Source organism: Legionella birminghamensis, from assembly GCF_900452515.1.
Classification (GTDB): domain Bacteria; phylum Pseudomonadota; class Gammaproteobacteria; order Legionellales; family Legionellaceae; genus Legionella_C; species Legionella_C birminghamensis.
In genome coordinates, this window is sequence record NZ_UGNW01000001.1 from 1,046,052 (window position 1) to 1,066,327 (window position 20,276).

A 20,276-nucleotide genomic window follows, 5' to 3' on the forward strand; every position below is an offset into this window, starting at 1 on the left:
AAGTGATATACTAATAAGATGCTATTCACGGAGGAAAAAATAGCATGAAAACCATCAAGGATTATGAGCAATTCAAAAATATTCTCCCTTATTCCAGCGAGATGTTTGGGGTTTATCAGCCATTATTGGGATGGAAATCCAAGCGGCAATTAAAGCGGATTGAACAGGATATTCAAAAACAAAACTCTTATCTGGTTCTGCAATTAGTCAGGCATTTTTCAAATCAGACTTTGATCAGAGATTATAGTCTGCAGGGTTGCGAGCTTGGCGATGTAGTGGTTGATCTGGGTGATTTCCTGCCTTCGGCAAAATTAGGATTCCAATCATCCGGAATCTTACAGGAAATTAAAAAAATTCTTCAGAGCAAACCCGCAAAAACGGAAGATGAATGGCAGGATTTTATCAGTAATTATGATTTAAAAAAATTACTGCATGACACAGTTTATCCTGCATACAAGGAGGATTTCAAACGCCAATGCCGGCAATACAGTGAAGCCAGGGCGCTTCGCGGTGAACACAGTGAGTCAATGCTAGAGAGAATCAGTTTACTTAAGCAGGAGTTATACAATAATCTGCTTAATACTATGCAGAATGAATCGGCAATTGCCCGCGTTATTACTGAACTGGCGGCTAATCGTGCGGTTAAGCCGCTTAATCAGATTTTTTACACCGATATTAACTATCAAAGTAAAAAAGCATTCTGGGAGCTAGTGAAAAATTTCACCGATGATTATAAAGATCCCTATCTGACATTTGATCCCAAGAAAGATGTGGATAATGTCAGTTTATCTCCCTTAGGTATTGTACATTTATTCAGGCAGTATTTTTTTGAGTTTGATACCTTCCTCGGAAGTCCAACGGGTCATGTCTGGCTGGCTCCAGGATCAACCGTTGAGCTGATAGAAATAAGCACTCGAAAAACCATTACTGAAAAATATTATGAAACGGGCTATGAGTCGATTACCAAGTCAGAGAAATCAACAACTGAACAGGACGAAATAAGTACTGCAGTAAAGGAGGACAATAAAAGCGATTTAAAACTGGGCTTTACAACGACTGTCAATCAATCCTGGGGCACCGGGAATGCTTCCGCGACAGCCAGTTTAAATATGGATAGGACACAGCAGACCGCCCGGGAAAATACACATAAAAAAATGCGCGAACAAACGCAGAAATTATCTTCAGAAATCCGCGAGAATTTTAAATCCACGTTTAAAACAATTACAGAAGAATCCAATACATCCAGCAAGCGTTATGTATTGTCTAATAATACACCGGATCTGATTAATTATGAATTACGCCGAAAGATGAGGCAAGTGGGCGTGCAGGTACAGGATATTGGCAGTTTCCTTTGCTGGGAAACCTTTGTGGACGAACCCGGTGAAGCCTTGGGGCTCGCCAATCTGGTTCACATTGCCAAGCCAGCTGATCTGATCCCAAAACCCCTGATATCAGAGACTATGCCGCCGCCAGATACTTCGGTGAATTTCACTGTGCCTGCAGTCTGGGATTTTGGCGATAATCGCAAATGGAATGTTCCTGGATTAGGCTTTGTCCCCCTGACTACTTTTCAGGTGCCGCCGGCTCCCGATGGTTATGAGTTACTTAAAGCGAATTATCAGGACGGTTACATTACTATCAAATATATTTCCCATAGCGGTGAAGATTCGGAAAATCAGATTTATGCTTTTCATGGGAAATTTACAGCTGATTTTTCACAGATTGAAATCGGGGTTATTACCGCGCCAGATGGGTTAGAATGGGATGAGCGTATTGATTTTGTAGTGGGCGGTACTTTGCATTATACGGTTGCTGCCGCAAAACTTGCCGAAATCAAGGCCGGCAATGATGCCAAGAAGGCTGTTGTGACTCAGATTGAGCAGCAGAATGCAGAAGCAACACGCCAGGCTTTTTTAAATGCGGCCAAAGAGCGCATTGAACTCGCCAGCAATATCCAGAAGCGGAAGTACGAGGAATTAAGGGAAGAAGAGCGCATTATTGTCTATCGGCGTTTGATTCGCTCCCTTATGACCAATATGCATTATAAAGTGGATACAGAACCGCGTACTCTGCATGTGCTGTCAGAGCTGATTAATTCAATTTTTGATGTCAATAAAATGCTGTATTTTGTAGCGCCGGAATGGTGGAAACCGCGAAAAAAATCCAGCCAGTTTTTAGGGGTTGGCGATTTTCAAAGTATTAATGCGGATGCCGTCAATTGGTCAGATAATGTCGCCCGGGAAGATAATTATTTAATTACTGATAAAAGTCAGCCTGCTCCCATGGGCAGTTCGCTAGGCTGGCTTTTGCAGCTGGATGGCGACAATATGCGTAATGCTTTCTTAAACGCTCCCTGGGTTAAGGCGGTTATTCCCATTCGCCCAGGAAAAGAGAGGGCGGCTATTAACTGGTTAAAGAATGTTAATGTCGAAGGGTCGGAGGGGCTGGATGCTGCCTATATGGCGCCGCAAACAGAGCTGGATGAGATAAAAGCAAAGCTCCTGGCCCTTGATCCTTCGGATGAGGTTGGTAGCCATCCGCAAGTCACCATAAATGACGCCATTCGTTTTTTGTGTACACAGGTATCACAAAAACACGCTGAATCCAATAAAACCGATCATTATCCCAAGGGCGCGGAAATTCATGACGACGACAAGGTATCTGCAACGCCGATTGATAAAGTGTATGAGTATGGATTTTATCCTTTGCAAGGCAGTTTTCGCTATGATCCCGCTAACCCTGATCCCAACAATCCGGATAGAAACTTTCAGGTATTTGATCAATGGGTGGAAATTTTACCTACCGATCAGGTGGTACCTGTTGAGGTAACCTATAATCCCTTGACCGGCAGACAGGAACCGCCCGCTTAATGGATCATTGAGGATGAAAGAATGTGTAGGGTTATAAGGCCGGCAGTTCGGCAAATGGATAATTATGGCAGTGATGTACAGGATGCCTTTAAAAAAGCGGAGGATGCATTTTTTGCTTCAGGAAAGCCTTATCGCAAGGATGAGGTAATCAGCCTGGTGTCTGCTAATGGCTATTTTAAAGTGGATATCTATGAATATACTCCTGTCGATATTCATTATGTCGTTTTCTTTTTTAATAAAAAAAACTTCGATGCCACAGGAAAAGCCGAGGTATTTGAGTGCCATGGCACTATTGCACGCAGTTATATCGAGTGGCATAGAAACCTTCCCAATGTCAGCAATTTTCCTATTGATAATGACCGGCGTATGAAAACCGATCCGGATTCAGTTATTTCCATCCAAAGTGAATCTGCTTTAGTCTGGGACAGCCGTACTAATGGGGTAACGCAGAGAAAGTATGCTTCCCATATTCCCGATAATGAAAATCGCTTGGTTGCATTTACAGAGGAGTACGCGATTTCAAACAATGATATTAATTTTAAAAACTGGAAGGCGGCGAGCTTGCAATCGATCTCTTCCCGAGGAGTTGGCAGGCCCTCGCAGATTTTGCTTCATGAAACAGCGGGAATGGAAATGGATAGCAGTGCTGTTTTTAAGGTGCCCGCCCATTTTTGTATCGCTAACATAAAGGATAATAAGGGCACAATTTATCAAATGGCAGATATTGCCGCTAATGTACCTCATGGTGAAATTACGAATAGCCGTGCAATTGGGATTGAATTTGTAAACGCCCCATTTGATATCTGGAAGCAGGTGAAAGATCCGGCCACCGGACAGGCCGTGGATGAGTTACCGCGGACACGTTCCAATTTTGGACTGAAAGAAAGCATCAAAGGCATTTATGTTGAAAGCAGTAAAATCCCTATTCGCGATCCAGTCATCAATAAAAACGTACAATTTATCCCATTGGAGTTTTCTGATGCAACGGCAGGTGATTTTTTCGAACTCAGGCTACCGGAAGCGAATCTGATTAATAAGGCTGCCCTGCAGGCACACCGAATCAATGGCAACAGTATCCTCAGTATCAATGATGGCCTGGTTTCCATTAAATATTGTAAAGCGGTTAAATTTGAAAACCTGCGGCATTTAATTAATTTACTGAGTGACAATAGTTTAGTCAAAGAAGCTTTGCCTGAGGATTTGGGGGTGTGGAAATCCATTTATGCGGCGAACGGTAAGCTGTTTTATTTTTACCAGCGAATGTTTGCGGAGACGACAACAACCTCCGTGGTAGCAGGAAAAACCATTAAAAAGATAACTATGAATTTCCCCATCAACCTGACCAGTCCGGCTATTTTCTCGCATGGACATATCGGGCATCATGCGGATGGTTTTTTACAGGGGATTTATCTTTATTTACGGATGTTTGAAAGCCTCTCATCTCAAAAGAGCTTGCAAGCCATGATTTATTTCCTAACATCGGAAAAAACTGACGCAGAAAAAAATCCGCTCGAGCTGACTGAAGTGATGACTGTTACCCGCAGTTCCGAGCTAGTAGGTGGGGCAGAGCGCAATATTGAAGTTAAATTTACCCCTGCGGCCAGTCCTGCTACCATTCGGATTACGCATTTTCTTGAAATTGATCTGCAGGCAGTGGATAGAAAATATCCAAATAATAATTCCAATTAATCAATACATTGATGATTTTTCGATTTTGGTCTAAAGTTAACATGGAATTGAGTTAACTCCTTCTCTTAAGATAATTTTTTGTTAGACTAGAGTTGGGAGTCATCTTGAATTTAAAACCAGGGAGAATAATATGAGAAGAATGGTTCTTTTAGTTTTGGCTGCTTGCACTGCATTAGTATTATCTGCATGCGGCGACAATGCTGAGAAAAAAGTAGAGTCCACTACTACTGTTGAGCAGCAAGGTACTGATCAGAACAATGATGGCAAAGCTGATCAAGGCTCAGCTACTACTACAACGACTACTGAAACAACTAAATCTAACGATAATCAATAAGCTTAAAGCCCCTGCAAGGGGCTTTTTATTTGTGGCTATATGGACGCTTTACTCTATCAATTAAAAGAATTATTCATCGCAAAGGGACACTGCATTGCTACTGCCGAATCCTGCACAGGCGGGCTGGTTGCCAGTTTGCTAACGGAGGTGCCAGGGAGTTCTCAGTGGTTTGATCGTGGCTTCGTTTGCTATAGTAATCTCGCCAAGCAGGAAATGCTGGGTGTGGATCCTGTGCTTATCGAGCAATATGGTGCTGTAAGCCAGCAGGTTGCGGAAGCGATGGCATTAGGCGCTTTGCAATTTAGCAAGGCCAGTCTTTCACTCTCCATTACGGGCATTGCCGGGCCGGACGGAGGCAGTATCGATAAACCTGTCGGCACTGTCTGGCTCGGATTCGCGTCAAAGGCTCGAAACATTGTCCGCACAGAGCATTGCCTTTTTAGCAACTGTTCCCGCCATCAGGTCAGGGCGCGCGCCAGCAGAAAAGCACTGGTTGGAATCCTTACGCTGCTTTCTGTTCAGTAGTGGCACATAACCATACGACCCCCGCGGTATCGATCCATAGCTATCAGTCGAATCCCCGCGGCTTCGACCGCGGGGCCCATGTCTGGTGCCTAACATGCTCTTCAGAGGAATCCAATGTTGCCGTGAATAGCAAAAGCAGTTAGGAACAAGTCTTCCAAACATTATCCTAAATTAGCAAAACCAATATTCTAAATAGGTTTCGTGTGGGCCCCGCGGTCGCAGCCGCGGGGATTCGGAGTGGGAAAAACATTTGTGTAGATAGATATGGGTCGTTGCCGCGGGGATTCGCTAAATGATTTACCCATTTTATCTCCTGCCTTCATAAAAATTTTGCTGCCCATCCATATCTATGTGATAATTTGCGCTTGCATACTTTTGGATACGACGATGGATAACAACAAGCAAAAAGCACTCAGTGCTGCTCTGGCACAAATAGAAAGACAATTTGGTAAAGGTTCAGTAATGCGTATGGGCGATAACCCCGCCGAGCGTGATATTGAAGCGATTTCAACTGGTTCATTAGGACTGGATATTGCCTTGGGTATCGGCGGTTTACCTAAAGGACGGGTTGTCGAAATTTACGGACCTGAGTCTTCCGGTAAAACAACACTGACCTTACAGGTAATTGCTGAATGCCAGAAGATGGGTGGGACTGCTGCATTTGTTGACGCGGAACATGCGCTGGATCCAGGCTATGCTGCCAAATTAGGTGTGAATGTGGACGATCTTCTGGTTTCTCAGCCTGATACGGGAGAGCAGGCGCTGGAAATTACCGATATGCTCGTTCGCTCTGCTGCTGTAGACGTTATTGTTGTGGATTCGGTTGCGGCCCTGACTCCCAAAGCAGAAATTGAAGGCGAGATGGGGGATACCCATGTGGGTCTGCAGGCCAGGCTGATGTCTCAGGCATTACGCAAATTAACGGCTAATATCAAGCGCTCCAATACCTTGGTTATTTTTATCAACCAGATCCGTATGAAAATTGGCGTTATGTTTGGTAATCCTGAAACGACAACAGGTGGTAATGCGCTGAAGTTCTACGCTTCTGTTCGTTTGGATATCCGCCGTACCGGCTCTATCAAAAAGGGTGAGGAAGTATTAGGCAGCGAAACACGCGTTAAGGTTGTCAAAAATAAAGTCGCGCCGCCATTCAGAACCACCGATTTTGATATCCTCTATAATGAAGGGATCTCACGTGAGAGTGAAATCATTAATCTGGGGACTCAACTCGGACTGATTGAGAAAGCAGGCGCCTGGTACAGCTACAAACAGGAAAAAATCGGTCAGGGTAAAGATAATGTCCGCGTATATCTCAAAGAGCATCCTGCGGTTGCTGCCGAGCTGGAGCAGCAGATTCGTGCAGAGCTATTAGCTAATAAAACAGCAATGGTTGTAAAAGAAGAAGATATCGAGATGATGGATGAGTAAAGCATTTGACTGTGCTCTGCGCCTGCTGGCCAGGCGAGAGCATGGAGCAAATGAACTGGCTGAGAAATTGGCTCATAAAGGATTTGCCAGGCAGGATATTGAAAATGCTGTTGACAAGTGTCAGCAGCTCAATTACCAAAGTGATGAGCGTTTCATTGCTGCATTTTGTCGACAGCGTATCGGGCAAGGATATGGCCCGCAGCGAATTATCCAGGAACTGCAGCTTAAAAGGCTGGACAAAGACCTTATTATGGAAATCCTGAACGGGCAGGAGGTATCCTGGGATACTCTTGCCAGGGAAGTGATGCAAAAAAAATTCAGGCAAATAGAGGGGCAGGATTTTAAAGCCCTGCAAAAACAGCAGCGGTTTTTGCAGAGTCGCGGCTTTTCTTTTGAAATAATTAATAAATTATTTAAAGATGAGTTCTGATAATCTTAACAAGAAGTTGTGAATTATGAAAAGTTCGGAAATTAGACAAGCATTTTTTGATTACTTTATCGCCAATGGCCATCAATTTGTGGAATCAAGCCCTCTGATTCCAGGCAATGATCCTACCTTATTATTTACCAATGCCGGTATGGTTCAATTTAAGGAAACATTTTTAGGATTAGAGCCGCGTGCTTATACCCGGGCAGTCAGTGCCCAGCGTTGTGTGCGCGCAGGGGGAAAGCATAATGATTTGGAAAATGTAGGCTACACAGCCAGACACCATACCTTTTTCGAAATGCTCGGCAATTTCAGTTTTGGCGATTATTTCAAGCGGGAAGCGATTCGCTTCGCCTGGGAGTTTTTAACTGAAGTCCTGCATTTACCCACAGAAAAACTATGGGTTACTGTCTATGAGCATGATGATGAGGCAGCTGATATCTGGTTAAAAGAAATGAAGGTCTCTGCCGAGCGTTTCTCACGCTGTGGTGAAAAAGATAATTTCTGGTCGATGGGGGATACCGGCCCTTGCGGCCCATGCACCGAAATATTCTATGATCATGGTCCAGAAATCGCTGGCGGCCCCCCCGGAAGCCCGGATGCGGACGGCGATCGTTACATTGAAATCTGGAACCTCGTGTTTATGCAGTATAACCGCGACAAGGAAGGCAAATTGCATCCCTTACCGCAACCCTCCGTGGATACGGGTATGGGATTAGAGCGAATTGCGGCAGTGGTGCAGGGAGTCCATAATAATTATGACATTGACAGTTTTCAGTTGCTCATCCGCTCCATTCTGGAAATGACCTCCGGTATTGATCCCGAACATCCTTCCCTGCGCGTAATTGCTGATCATATCCGGGCCTGTGCTTTCCTGATTGCTGACGGCGTGTCGCCCAGCAATGAAGGGCGCGGCTATGTCTTAAGGCGTATCATTCGCCGGGCAGTCCGTCATGGCAACAAGCTTAACCTGCCATCCCCTTTCTTCAATAAGCTGGTAGAGCCTCTGGGAAATGTGATGGGAGATGCCTATCCGGAGCTTTTGGAAGCAAGATTACAGATTGAGCGAATCCTGCTTCAGGAAGAAAATCAGTTTAGCCGTACCCTGGAGCAGGGCCTGAGGCTTTTACAGGAACAAATTCAGGCTTTAAAATCCGATAGCATTCCAGGCGAAGTCGTTTTCAAACTATATGATACTTATGGATTTCCTCTCGATTTAACCCAGGATATTGCCCGCGAGCAGAATTTACAGGTTGATATTGACGGTTTTAATCAATGCATGCAGCAGCAGCGGGAGCTTTCGCAATCCGCCAGCCAATTCTCTGCTGACTATTCTTCCACTTGCCAGATTGAGGAATCCAGCCATTTCCATGGTTATAGCATGGAAAGTATGTCCAGCCCTATTACTGTCCTGTTAATGGATAATAAGCGGGTAAATGTATTGGCGAGCGGTGAAAAAGGCGCCATTATCCTTGAACACACTCCTTTTTACGCAGAAAGCGGCGGGCAGGTTGGTGATAAAGGGCAGATAATTACCGACCATGGCGTCTTTCAGGTTGAGAATACCCAGCGTGTCGGCCAGGCAATTGTCCATTATGGTGAAGTGCTGGAAGGTGAAATGAAGCTCGGGCAAACAGCGAACGCGCAAATCGATGCAGATCGGCGGGCTGCCATTCGGCTTAATCATACGGCGACCCATTTGCTGCATGCCGCATTGAAACAGATTATTGGTTCCCATGTGCAGCAAAAAGGTTCCCTGGTTGATGCGGAGCGCGCACGTTTTGATTTCTCTCACTTTGAAGCATTGAGCCAGGAGCAACTGCAAGCACTGGAGCGACTGGTGAATGAGCAGATAAGAGAAAACGAAGAAGTGCTAACGCAGGTAATGAGCCTGGAAGAAGCTAAGAAAAGCGGGGCGGTTGCATTATTTGGTGAAAAATATAGCGATGAAGTGCGGGTATTGTCTGTAGGTGATTTTTCGATGGAACTCTGCGGGGGAACACATGCAGGGCGTACCGGCGATATTGGTTTGTTTAAAATAGTTGCCGAGTATGGTATTGCCAGCGGCGTGCGGCGTATTGAAATGGTCACCGGTGCCCATGCCCTGGATTGGGTTAACCAGCAACTTGGTCTATTGGACGATATTGCTGGTAAATTAAAGACCAGCCCAGGCACAGCCAATGAAAAATTAAGCCAGCTTATGGCTGATTATAAACAGCAGGAAAAAGAATTAAGCCGTATGCAGGCAAAGCTGGCGGCAAAATCAGGAGGCGACTTGCAAAAGGAAATGCAAATTATTGCGGATGCTGCTGTTCTGGTGAAGCAATTGGAGGGTGCCGATAATCAGGCAATGAGAACCACACTGGATCAGCTAAAGTCGACCAATGAGCGTGCTATTATCGTGCTGTATACCATTGATAGCGGCAAAATAAATGTCATTGCCGGCATCACCAAATCCCTGGTCGGCCAGGCGCCTTCTGCTGCTTCCCTGGTAAAACTGCTCTGCGGCAAGGGTGGCGGACGTGAAGATATGGCGCAGGGCGGCGGACCATGCCCTGATGATTTGGACAGCCGTTTGGCAGAGCTGGCAATGCTGCTGCAGGATTGGGGAAAATCGAGGGTAACTGACCGAAACCCCTAGTGGAAGTATAGCCTTGATGTGCTCCAGTTCTGAGAGATCCTTCGCAAATTTGCTTTCGAACGGATTGAGAAGTTTGTGAGGAACTCAGGCGCCAGTTCATCAAGGCTATGGAATAATGGACTAACAAGATGAGCTTTTTAAGTGAATTCAAGCAATTTGCCATGCGTGGCAATGTGGTTGACCTCGCAGTGGCAGTTATTGTTGGAGCTGCTTTCAGCAAGATTGTTTCTTCGCTGGTGGATGGTATTGTCATGCCTTTGATTGGCTTGCTCCTCGGGGGGGTTAATATCGCTGGCAAATCATTGAAAATTGGTGCTGCTGTAGTGAAATGGGGCGCCTTTTTACAAACTATCATTGATTTTACTATCATCGCCTTTGCCATTTTTGTAGCAGTCAAATTCATTAATCTGCTGCAGCAAAAAAAAGACGCTGAACCGGAAAAAACCAGCAAGGAAGAAATACTATTAACAGAAATAAGAGATCTGCTGCAAAAGAACCTTAATCAAAAATAAGATCGCAGCTAAGCAGGCAGCAATTTCTGCTAAGCTAATTAGTATCTGGTTAATTGGATCACCCTTATGGAATACCGCAAACCTGAAGAATCTGATTTTGCGAAAATGGTTGATTTACAGAACGAAAATTTGGCTGTTAATCTGGCGAGCGACCTGGGCGATGGATTTTTGTCAGCCGGGTTTACTGCCGAACAGTTAAAGGCAATGGACGCAGATCTGGGCATTACAGTCGGCGTTGAGGGCGATGAGCTCTGTGCCTATCAATGCACAAGCACCCTGGGCTACAATAAAAATGTCCCTTTGGTTCAGGCAATGATTGATCAATTCAAGCACCTGAATTACCAGGGGAAAGCGCTTTCACACTATCACAGCTGCGTTTACGGGCCTGTCTGTATTGCCAGAACACACCGGGGAAAAAACATTATGTCCGGTCTATTTCAACATATGAGCCGATATATTATTGAGAAACACCCTGAAATTGAACTATTGACGGTGTTGGTTTCCAAAGCAAATCCCCGCTCGGTTAATGCACATATCAAATTGGGAATGGAAGTCATAGGTGATTTCCTGTTTAATGGTACCGAGTTTGTTATCCTGGTTTTTCCGCTGTATTCAATACGGAATGGTTAAGAATCAGGTAATCTCTTGAATGCCGGCGGTGCTTCTTATTCGAATCCCCGCGGCATTTGACCGCGGGGATTCGACTGCATTTTGTGTAGATACCTATAGGATACCCTAAAATATATTTCCCCATCCAAAATTTTATTCCCGGATTTGAGCTATATTAAAATTAACAAAGGACTGAGTTGAAAATGCCATGCCTTCTATAATGTCAATATCAAAGCTTATAAAAAGCTCTGACGAAATGAGTCCTGTACCTGATTCCTACCCCAAAAAATTGGCAATGGCAGCTATTGATCATCTGAAAACCCTGCCCTCTCCTGGAAGTAAAAAGGAAAAAGAGAGTATAAAAATAGTAGAAGATATTCTAAACGGGGACGATTCCACTCTGGAAAAGATAAAAAAGGCTTACAATGCCATGAAAAAGAATGGTGCCTGTAACAGCAAACATCAGGCGCTTGCAGCGTTTCAGTTTATTCTAAGCACATTAATCGAAAAACGAATTGCAAACCCGGATAATGTCATGCCTTTGGAATTGCTTTCCCTTCGCGATCATTTTATTGTGCAACTTGACAATAGTGTTATTTGCGATCCAAAACTGCAAGCCTGCTACCTGGTAAGTGATTTAAAAACTCTGATCTCAAAAGATCATACCGAGGGCTGGGGATTGTTTTCCGACCCGAGTACCTATTTTAAAATAGATAACCATTGGTTTTGCTCTTCCTGTTTTAATACCAATAATAAAGCCAGCCGTGATGAAGCCTCCATGAGAAGTACTTACAAATTATTTGCCCCTGTCTACCATGATTCCCCCTTGGCCGCCAGGAGAGAGGCAGCACCAGAGGCAGAAGAAACGCCTGATATATCTCCGGCCAAGCGTTAACAAATCCACTAAATTTCAGTATATTGTAAGTTTGTCTATTAGGGAAAATGGTTTTGGCACTTCGTGATCGATTGTCGGCATTTCAATATTGGCCTCATGTCATCACGGTTAGCATTATTGTGCTGGCTGTTGCCGGCTATCGTTATTTTGCCTATTATGATACGCGCTCCAACGATGCCTATGTCTCTGCCAATATTATCAATATGGCGTCCCTGGTTTCCGGTCCAATCAGCGAGATTTATGTTGTTGAAAATCAGCGCGTAAAGAAAGGCGATAAGTTGATTACCATCGATCCCAGGCCTTATTTATATGCTTTGAATAAAGCCAAAGCGCAATACAAGATGGCAAAAATTACCTATGCCAATGAAAAACTGGGGATACAGGTCGCAGAAGAGGAATTGCGCCAGAGCAAATCAATGCTTGCCTTAAGCCAGGATCATTTACGCCGTTATCAAAAATTACAGCAGCACGGCGATCTGGCAGAAATTCAGTTGATTAATACCGAAGCCAAAATAAGCGAGCAACAGGCTATAGTGCTGGCCGCTATGCAGAAACTCAGAATTGCACAGCAGAATTTTGATGATAACGCGATTAAGGCTGCTTTAGCGGAGGTCAACAAAGCCCAGTATTTATATGATCATACAACAGTGGTAGCGCCCACAGACGGTTATATTACCAATTTTAATCTGCGTAAAGGGCAATATATTCGAACAGGGGAGGGGTTATTCGCTTTGGTAGATACCAGCTACTGGTGGATTGTAACGCGTTATCGTGAAACATCCATCCGTTTAATCAAACCTGGAGATAAGGCAAAAATTTATCTTGATATGTATCCCGGTAAAACTTTCCACGGGCATGTAGAGAGCATTGGCTGGGGAATTAACCGGGTACAGGCCGGGCAGGTTGCGCCTTCTACGCTGGCGTACCTTGAGGCGACCGAAGACTGGATAAAAATAGCGCAGCGTTTTCCTGTGCGTATCGCTATCGATGACATCAGTGAGGAGTACCCCCTGAGAATTGGTGCGAGTGCGACGACGATTACCTATCCGGTGAAAAAGTGAGCTGTCCTTTCATTCCCCAGTCTCTGGAAAATCGTGCTGCAATTAGAACAGCCATTTCAACACTTACTGCCATTCTTATTGCCTTCGCACTCCATCTTGATAAGCCTTACTGGGCCGGCATGACTGTTGTAATTTTAGCCAATATTTACACCGGAAATATTATTGATAAAGCAATTATGCGTATCACCGGGACAATTATAGGCGCCTGGCTGGGTTATTTTTTAGCCGGTTTTATTGCGAACAGTTTTTTTCTCTATTTATTAGGCGGTTTTTCTCTCATTACGATTGCTGTGTATTACTATAATCTGAGCCGTTATGCCTATGCCTATCTGTTACTGGCAATCAGTGCCTTTATCGTGATATCTGAACTCGCCTTTTCACCGGGAGAGGCATTTCAGGTGGCGATATGGCGTCCTGCAGAAATTGGCCTTGGCGTCATTGTCTCTGCGATTTCTGCTTTGTTTCTTTTCCCCAACACCATTCAGGATGCGATGAATAAAAGCACTAACACTGTTTTTATCAGTATTGATAATCTGCTTGCCAAAATTGCATCGGCCCTGCAGGAACAGAATCTGGAAATGCTGTCCGCAATCCAGAAAGATAACCTGAATGTTAAAAAGAAACTGCGGCAGGGCATTGAAATGCTGGGTTTTATGCGCCGCGAGATCGGCTTTGAACGGGTTAAGCTGGATCAGTACCGCTTAGTGCTTGAGTCCTTCCAATCCTTTATCCGCATGAATAGTTATTATGTAAGAAACAATTTCTTCATGGTAAAGGAAAACAAGGCATTGATTGAGCAATTCGATTTGCAAAGCATTTTTGCCGCAATTCAAAGCGATCTGAATTATATAAAGTCTGCATTTATGGACGAGCAGAAACCAGAAGGCAATTTGCAAAGCCCGCTGCTGATTGACAATTTCCGGCGAAGGATTAACCAATTAATGTCTGCCCATCCCGGCCAATATCAAAATATGCTCGCAATTGCCCATTTTTTGAGGCAGTTAAACAGCATGCTGGAAAATATGAATACGGTGTTCGCAGGGAGGGAAAAGCCTGTGGAAATCCGGCAAAGATTAATTTCACACCAGGAACAGCTGAGAAATGATCCTGATGTGATTCTACATGCTATTAAAGCCGGTTTATCGGCGACTCTCGCGCTTGTGTTCTGGCTCATCAGCAACTGGCCTGGCGGTTTAAACGGAATTATAAGCAGCATTGTTATTTCCGTGCGAAAGAGCTTGTTTGAGATGAAAAGTGTTAGCTTGCATCGGATATTGGGCTGTTTGTTAGGCGGAGGGTTAGCATTAGGATCATTAGCGTATTTCGCGTTTAATCTTTATGATTTTATGCTGTTAATCCTGATTGGTGTATGGGCATTTAGCTATTTTTCCTTTAAGCGGCCTGCCGATGCGTATATCGGTTTACAGGCTAATCTGGCATTGGTTATCACAGTCGCTCAGGAAGGCGGAGCGCCGACCAGTTTAACGCCTCCTTTGGAGCGTCTGGGGGGAATTTTTATCGGTATTGCTGCCAGTTTTCTGGTCGCTAATGTGCTTTGGCGGACTGATCTCTGGCATATTCTGCTCAGGCAAATCGCCAAATTGAAGCGCCACTTGATTCATAATTGCAAACAAATGCTGAGGTCTGAATATAAGATGACTCGCCCTTTTGATTTGGTTAATCAGTTCTGGTTAACCAGAGGGGCGCTAGAAACCCTGGAGGTTGAAGGTCAGACCAATGAAAAAAAACTGGCTCAGCTGCAGGCTATTCATGATGAATACGATAAATTAGTGATGATGCAGGCTACTTTGAGTCACATTCAGGAAACAGTAAACCAACAGCAGGCGATTGCTACTGCCAGTCAATTAAACCTTGATCTGAACCAACTTGCAGAGGCGGTGGGCGGTCTTTATGAAGAAGCAAATATCTCTAAAGTCTCAGAAACACAGGCTGAGTTAACATTAGCTATGCATAAAATAGTGGAGCAAGTGGGTGCATTCTCTGCCGATGAATTGGAAAACTGTGAAGTCTACCTACAAGCCCTCTATCAATTAACAGTAATTAATCTGGACATCTTGAAAATTGCTGAACCTGTGCATTTTGGGAGTATTAAGGGGCTTACCCAGCATTGAGAAACTTCCAGCATTGACTATTAAGTATTAGAAAAATACAATTAATTCCCAATCCGCATCTTAAGTGAGCAGCATGATAGATTTAAATCAATTATTTAACGATCTCTTAAACAAATACCCTGAGTTAAAAGCTTACCTGGATAGTGAACCACCAAATACAAGGTTGATCAGTAGGGATCTATCAAAATCTTATAAGCTCAATGACGAAGCGTTTACCCTTGTTGATGTATGTGTTATTGGTGGAAAAGAGAAGCATCTTGAAGCCTTGAAACCTGGGCCAAGGGATATGAAAGAGACATCTTATAGCGCCATTCGTTGGGTTGCTCAAACGGGTAATATGGCGATTCTTGAGCAGCTCGAAAATGCTTTAATAGCTGAAACCAAGAATTACACAAAGCCTGCCTTGCAGGAGAGAATGTTTATGCCTTTCATATTGGCAGCGGAAAATGATCATATGGAAATGATTAAACGCTTTGAAAGATGGTTAGAAAAAGAAATGAATGTTGCCTTAAGGGCGAATGAGTATTTCGTGATCCGCAGACTCGCTTATGCAGTCAAAATAGATTTTATCAGGCATTTTGAAACCCACTTGACGGATGCGCAAAAGAAGGAACTCGTTCGTGTTCGTGACTATGATATTTTAAGAAATGCCGTCCATAAATCGAATCTGGAAATATTTAAGCATTTCGAAGCCTATGCCTCAATTGCAGATATGAAGGATTTCTGTTTTGGAAGGACGGTTTACCATAGCATGATCGTTGAGGCGGCACTGAACGGCAAAAGCAACCCTGCTTTGCTTTATCATTTATTAGCATTTTTAGCCGTGATGATTGATAAAGAAAACGATGTGCTACAATTCGACGGTGAACGTTATTCCCCGTTTGTTATCCAGCAATTGACTCTTATTCACGAGCGTAGGGCAGCCCTTAAGGCCAAGCATCCAGATGAGACCTTTGAACTGTCAGACAAAGAAGCGAAAACGGCCTTTTATACATTGCGCGCTTTAATCCGCTATGGGATTAAAAGCGAAAATGCTGGAGCCGAAGACAGCCTGAATTATGTTCATGTTTTATTAGGCCTTCTCAGGAATATCCCGGTAGTAAAGGAGGAGGAACGCATCCTTATGCAGGCGCAGTCAGAATTATTGAGCCTGGTTAAAAGGGTATGCGATAGTATCAATCCATTGCCGGAAGCAATAAAAGGGGTTAAAACGATCCTTGATGAAAAAGGTTCTGATCCTGAAGCTTGTGTTATGGCTATTCGGGAATACTGTCAAAAAGAGAATGGCCAGCTTTCACGCATGAGCCCTCAGATGTTCTCGCCCTCGCAAAAAGAAATTAAACAATTTTGTACTATTCTGGCATTTATTAACGATGAGAAGATAATGGCGAGTGTAGATGCTCTCCGTGAATTGATTGAGAAAAGAATGTCTAATGCCGCCTCAGTCGAGAGCAGTACGCCTGAGATTTTGACTCCCGGCTTATCGGGTATTTAATTAGGCCTCTTAACCTATGGCCAAGGCGCATGGACTTATCCTACTTACTGCGGCATGTCCGCAGTATCCAGAAATGGTTTGAGTAACCTTGGATATCCATAACAGGCCGCGGTAGGCAGGATTTCTGTAAGCAAGTATTGGTCAATGCAGAGACAGCATATTTTTGCCATAATTTATAAGGATCCCTAATTTTAGGCTGCTATGGATAAGCAAAATGGCTACTACATTGGTACCTCAGGCTGGAGTTATGAAGGCTGGATCGGAAATTTTTACCCCGAGAAAATAAAATCTCCAGAGGTTTTGCCCTGTTATACACAGACCTTCGATTCGGTCGAGCTAAATAACAGCTTTTACCAGCTTCCAAAAGAAAAAAACATAAAAAAATGGCTTGAGCAAACTCCACCTGAATTTGTTTTTTCCTGTAAAGCCAACCGCTATATAACCCATATGAAAAAACTGGAGGATGTCGAGGAAAGTGTCGATAAATTAATAACTGCTTTTCGTTATTTCGAAGATAAACTGGGCGCAATACTTTTTCAATTTCCCCCTTATTGGCATATTGATATAGCACGTCTTAAAAAATTCATTGATTATCTGCCTAAGGATTTACGCTATACCTTTGAGTTTCGTTCAAAAAGCTGGTTTTGTGAGGCGCTTTATTTCTATGATTTTAAACAGTATCAGACGCCCTTGGTGGTAACAGCGGATTTCATTTATATTCGTATGCATGGACCTGAGGCAGTCGCTTATTCCGGTTCTTATTCAGAGGAAAAATTACAGGAATGCGCTCGAAAAATACTCGAGTGGCAAAAAGAAAAAAAGCCAGTTTATTGTTATTTTGATAATGATGAAAAAGCTTGTGCCCCCAAAGACGCTAAACGATTGCGAGAGATTTTAAGGAAACAAAAAAAGTCGTAGGCTGGGCTTTAAAGCCCAGCAACTTTCTGGCTATTTTTCATAACCCATTACCAGGTTTCTGTGTTAATAAATACTTCAGAATGATTCCAGTATTAACTGGGCCCTTGATGATTAGTTTTTCATAAAACTCAACAATGATCTGGGCAGTCAGGGTCTTATTCTGGGGGCTGTCATAAGGTCTGGTGAATGTTTCCTCAATTGCTGAGTCCCCGTATTTAGCGGCCAATTCCTGAAAAATTTCATGAAGGCTTTGTTGTGCGGAAACAACCTCCTCCGAATTAAGTCCGGAAGAAGGGCTTCTAATTGCTGATTCTATTATATTTAATTTGGCAACGGTAATCGTATCACCGCAGGCTTCAACCCCTTTTTCAAGATTATCAAAATTAATATGATTGGGGAAAAAGCTGGCAAACTCCATATCAATAACCAGCGAGGGATCTGAATTGTACAGTTTCTGATAGCAATTCAGGGTGGTTACTGTGTAGTCATAGATAGATTGATTGCTTGCATTAGCAATGTATTTGGATAATTGGGCATTAATAAATTCGCCCGTATAAACGGCAACGACCTGCTGTCCTTTGGAATGCTGTATAGCTGTTCGAGTCTGATCCATATAACTTTGAAATTCCTCTGGGGATTGCTGGGCAATAAGGTTCATTACCGGATAATTCTGCCTCATATGTGTTTCAAATTCCGACGCGCGGTAGTAGGGAACCCCATAAAGAAAAAGAAAGGCTATCAGGAGTGCAAAAACAATAATCATGAGCCATAAAGAAAGGCTGTTTAAGGATTTCCTTATGGCAAAAATACAGAGAAAGACCATGGACAAGGCGACTATTAGAGCAACAATAATATATATCCAATGCATGTTGCTTTTCCTTGGAGTTGAATGACTTAATTAAAGTATACTCATTTGTTGGAATTCTGTTTGCACCTCTCGCGAATATGCGCAGTTACCCAGAGATATTCACATCGAATCCCCGCGTACAATTGACCGTCCGAATCCCCGCGGCTGCGACCGCGGGGCCCATGCCTGGTTCCGAACATGATCTTCAGGGGAATCCTATGTTGCTGAAAATAGCAATTAATAGCAGTTAGGAACAAATCTTTCAAACATTAACCTTAAATTAGCAAAACCAATATTCTCAATAGGTTTCATGTGGGCCCCGCGGTCGCAGCCGCGGGGATTCGGATGGCGCTGCCGCGGGGATTCGGATGGCGTTGCCGCGGGGATTCGGATGGCGTTGCCGCGGGGATTTCGTTATTCATAACAATCAAGTGCCTTCTTCACCGCGGGCCGCTCTCCTATTTTACGATACCATTGAATCAGGCTAGGGAATTGATCCTCATCAATATGGGCCTGATAAAAGGCTTCATAGCAATATAGCCAGGGCCAGATGGCCATATCTGCAATGGTATACTCCTTGCCGCTGATAAAAGCATTGCTTTGCAGCTGCTTATCCATTACCCCCATCAGACGCAGTACTTCATTGGCGTAACGATCCTGGGCATAAATAACCTGTTCTGGTGCATAGCGGTGAAAATGTCCGTACTGGCCAAACATAGGGCCGATGTGGGCGGCTTGAAAATAACACCACTGCATTACCTCAAATTTGGCTCTAAGATGTTCCGGTAAAAACTTTCCGTGCTTTTCGGCTAAATATTGGAGGATGGCTACACTTTCAGGAAGATAAAAGTTTTGTTCGCTGTCGAAAAGAACCGGAATTTTGTTATTGGGTGAAATGGCCAGAAACTCGGGCTTAAACTGCTCGCCGCTCATGATATCGATTTTGGTAATAGAGTAGGGTAGCTGCAGTTCTTCGAGCATAATGGTTGGTTTTATACCGTTAGGGGTACGTGCAGAATATAAAATATACATGATGATTTCCTTTCTCATTAGGTGATTCAGCAAAATGTGTCTGTCAGTCAGCTCCCCACACGACTGGAAATAAAGGATGCCTCATGGAAGCTCCGGCTGCTAACTCGTTTGCAAGCCCGGGAAAGTCAGGTGAGGTGGTCCATGCACGCGGCGCATGAATAATATCATCTCCCAGAAAGCGGAGCGAAAAAGCCCTTCTTCCCTGTGTACTCTCTGCTCCTTGGGAAGAATGGAGACTAAGCATATGGAAACAGAGGATATCCCCGGGCTGCATGGCCCAGGATTTAATTTCATAGTCCTGTGGATTTCGTTCAATATCTGGAAGCTCGGCCAGAGAGCCTTCGGGAAACCATTTTGCCTGCTGATCCATAAAAGAGCGAGGCATCAGCCAGGGACCAAGGTGAGAGCCGCTAATAAACCGTAAAGCGGCCTTGGGGCTGATTGGATCGACAGGGATCCAGATGCTGCAATTCTGAAAGCCGTCAATATTGTAATAAGGCTGATCCTGATGCCAGGGGGTAGCCTGAAGGGTGCCTGCTTCCTTAACCAATAAGTGATCATGGTAAAGTCGAATGCAACGGCTATTGGTTAATTTAGCGGCTACTTCCCCCAATTGAGAGTTAAAAATTAAATCCTGATAGAAAGGGTTTGTTTGCCAGGTACAAAAATCTTCAACAAAATAGCCGGGGTCATCAGGACGGCTGGCCACTTTGGAGCGGGGGCTCAAGTCCCGCAAATTTTTTTCTATACCCCGCGTCAAGGTGGAAATTTCTTGCGGGCCAAGCACCTGCCGAATACAAACAGCACCATCTAGCTGATACTGTGTGATAATCGATGCCTCATCCTGATTCCAAAGCACTT

Annotated in this window: 17 protein-coding genes; 14 read left to right on the forward strand and 3 right to left on the reverse strand. The window is 44.0% G+C overall.

Annotated features, from left to right (window positions below; all coding sequences use genetic code 11):
- Window positions 1-44 precede the first annotated feature (44 nt).
- From DYH42_RS04415 to DYH42_RS04480, 14 genes are all read left to right on the forward strand, one after another.
- Window positions 45-2,870: a hypothetical protein gene (locus tag DYH42_RS04415; RefSeq protein WP_058524757.1), complete on the forward strand. Its 2,826-nt coding sequence runs from the start codon at window positions 45-47 to the stop codon at window positions 2,868-2,870.
- 21 nt (window positions 2,871-2,891) lie between these two features.
- Window positions 2,892-4,559 carry a peptidoglycan recognition protein family protein gene (locus DYH42_RS04420; protein ID WP_058524756.1) on the forward strand — a complete coding sequence of 556 codons (1,668 nt, stop codon included), beginning with the start codon at window positions 2,892-2,894 and terminating at the stop codon, window positions 4,557-4,559.
- Window positions 4,560-4,689: 130 nt separating this feature from the next.
- Entirely contained in the window at window positions 4,690-4,893 is a 204-nt protein-coding gene (locus DYH42_RS04425) for a hypothetical protein (RefSeq protein WP_058524755.1), read from the forward strand.
- A 39-nt stretch (window positions 4,894-4,932) separates the two neighbouring features.
- On the forward strand, window positions 4,933-5,418 hold the full coding sequence (locus DYH42_RS04430; RefSeq protein ID WP_058524754.1) for a CinA family protein: 486 nt from the start codon (window positions 4,933-4,935) through the stop codon (window positions 5,416-5,418).
- Window positions 5,419-5,805: 387 nt separating this feature from the next.
- A complete protein-coding gene (recA, locus tag DYH42_RS04435; RefSeq protein ID WP_058524976.1) occupies window positions 5,806-6,846 on the forward strand; it encodes a recombinase RecA in 1,041 nt (346 codons plus the stop codon).
- Window positions 6,839-7,276 carry a recombination regulator RecX gene (gene recX / locus DYH42_RS04440; protein ID WP_058524753.1) on the forward strand — a complete coding sequence of 146 codons (438 nt, stop codon included), beginning with the start codon at window positions 6,839-6,841 and terminating at the stop codon, window positions 7,274-7,276. Before recA ends, recX begins: the two co-directional genes overlap by 8 nt.
- Window positions 7,277-7,301: 25 nt before the next feature.
- Entirely contained in the window at window positions 7,302-9,914 is a 2,613-nt protein-coding gene (gene alaS, locus DYH42_RS04445; RefSeq protein WP_058524752.1) for an alanine--tRNA ligase, read from the forward strand.
- Window positions 9,915-10,042: 128 nt separating this feature from the next.
- Window positions 10,043-10,426, forward strand: coding sequence for a large-conductance mechanosensitive channel protein MscL (mscL, locus tag DYH42_RS04450; protein ID WP_058524751.1), 384 nt, complete (start codon window positions 10,043-10,045; stop codon window positions 10,424-10,426).
- 66 nt (window positions 10,427-10,492) lie between these two features.
- The gene (locus tag DYH42_RS04455) at window positions 10,493-11,056 is read left to right on the forward strand and encodes a GNAT family protein (RefSeq protein ID WP_058524750.1); all 564 of its coding nucleotides are present in this window, start codon (window positions 10,493-10,495) and stop codon (window positions 11,054-11,056) included.
- Between the two features lie 235 nt (window positions 11,057-11,291).
- On the forward strand, window positions 11,292-11,930 hold the full coding sequence (locus tag DYH42_RS04460) for a hypothetical protein (protein WP_131792983.1): 639 nt from the start codon (window positions 11,292-11,294) through the stop codon (window positions 11,928-11,930).
- A 53-nt stretch (window positions 11,931-11,983) separates the two neighbouring features.
- Window positions 11,984-12,991: an HlyD family secretion protein gene (locus DYH42_RS04465; RefSeq protein ID WP_237759060.1), complete on the forward strand. Its 1,008-nt coding sequence runs from the start codon at window positions 11,984-11,986 to the stop codon at window positions 12,989-12,991.
- On the forward strand, window positions 12,988-15,123 hold the full coding sequence (locus DYH42_RS04470; RefSeq protein WP_058524747.1) for an FUSC family protein: 2,136 nt from the start codon (window positions 12,988-12,990) through the stop codon (window positions 15,121-15,123). The genes DYH42_RS04465 and DYH42_RS04470 overlap by 4 nt, the downstream gene beginning before the upstream one ends.
- Before the next feature lie 73 nt (window positions 15,124-15,196).
- Window positions 15,197-16,618: a hypothetical protein gene (locus tag DYH42_RS04475; RefSeq protein WP_058524746.1), complete on the forward strand. Its 1,422-nt coding sequence runs from the start codon at window positions 15,197-15,199 to the stop codon at window positions 16,616-16,618.
- Between the two features lie 201 nt (window positions 16,619-16,819).
- Complete coding sequence (locus DYH42_RS04480) at window positions 16,820-17,536, forward strand: DUF72 domain-containing protein (protein ID WP_058524745.1); 717 nt, start codon at window positions 16,820-16,822, stop codon at window positions 17,534-17,536.
- 37 nt (window positions 17,537-17,573) lie between these two features.
- On the opposite strand, the gene DYH42_RS04485 is transcribed toward DYH42_RS04480, so the two are convergent.
- The 3 genes from DYH42_RS04485 to DYH42_RS04495 form a co-directional block, all read right to left on the reverse strand.
- Window positions 17,574-18,404: a hypothetical protein gene (locus tag DYH42_RS04485; RefSeq protein ID WP_131792982.1), complete on the reverse strand. Its 831-nt coding sequence runs from the start codon at window positions 18,402-18,404 to the stop codon at window positions 17,574-17,576.
- 393 nt (window positions 18,405-18,797) lie between these two features.
- Window positions 18,798-19,415: a glutathione S-transferase N-terminal domain-containing protein gene (locus tag DYH42_RS04490; protein ID WP_058524743.1), complete on the reverse strand. Its 618-nt coding sequence runs from the start codon at window positions 19,413-19,415 to the stop codon at window positions 18,798-18,800.
- A gap of 43 nt (window positions 19,416-19,458) precedes the next feature.
- Window positions 19,459-20,274, reverse strand: coding sequence for a phytanoyl-CoA dioxygenase family protein (locus tag DYH42_RS04495; RefSeq protein WP_058524742.1), 816 nt, complete (start codon window positions 20,272-20,274; stop codon window positions 19,459-19,461).
- Between the last annotated feature and the right edge of the window lie 2 nt (window positions 20,275-20,276).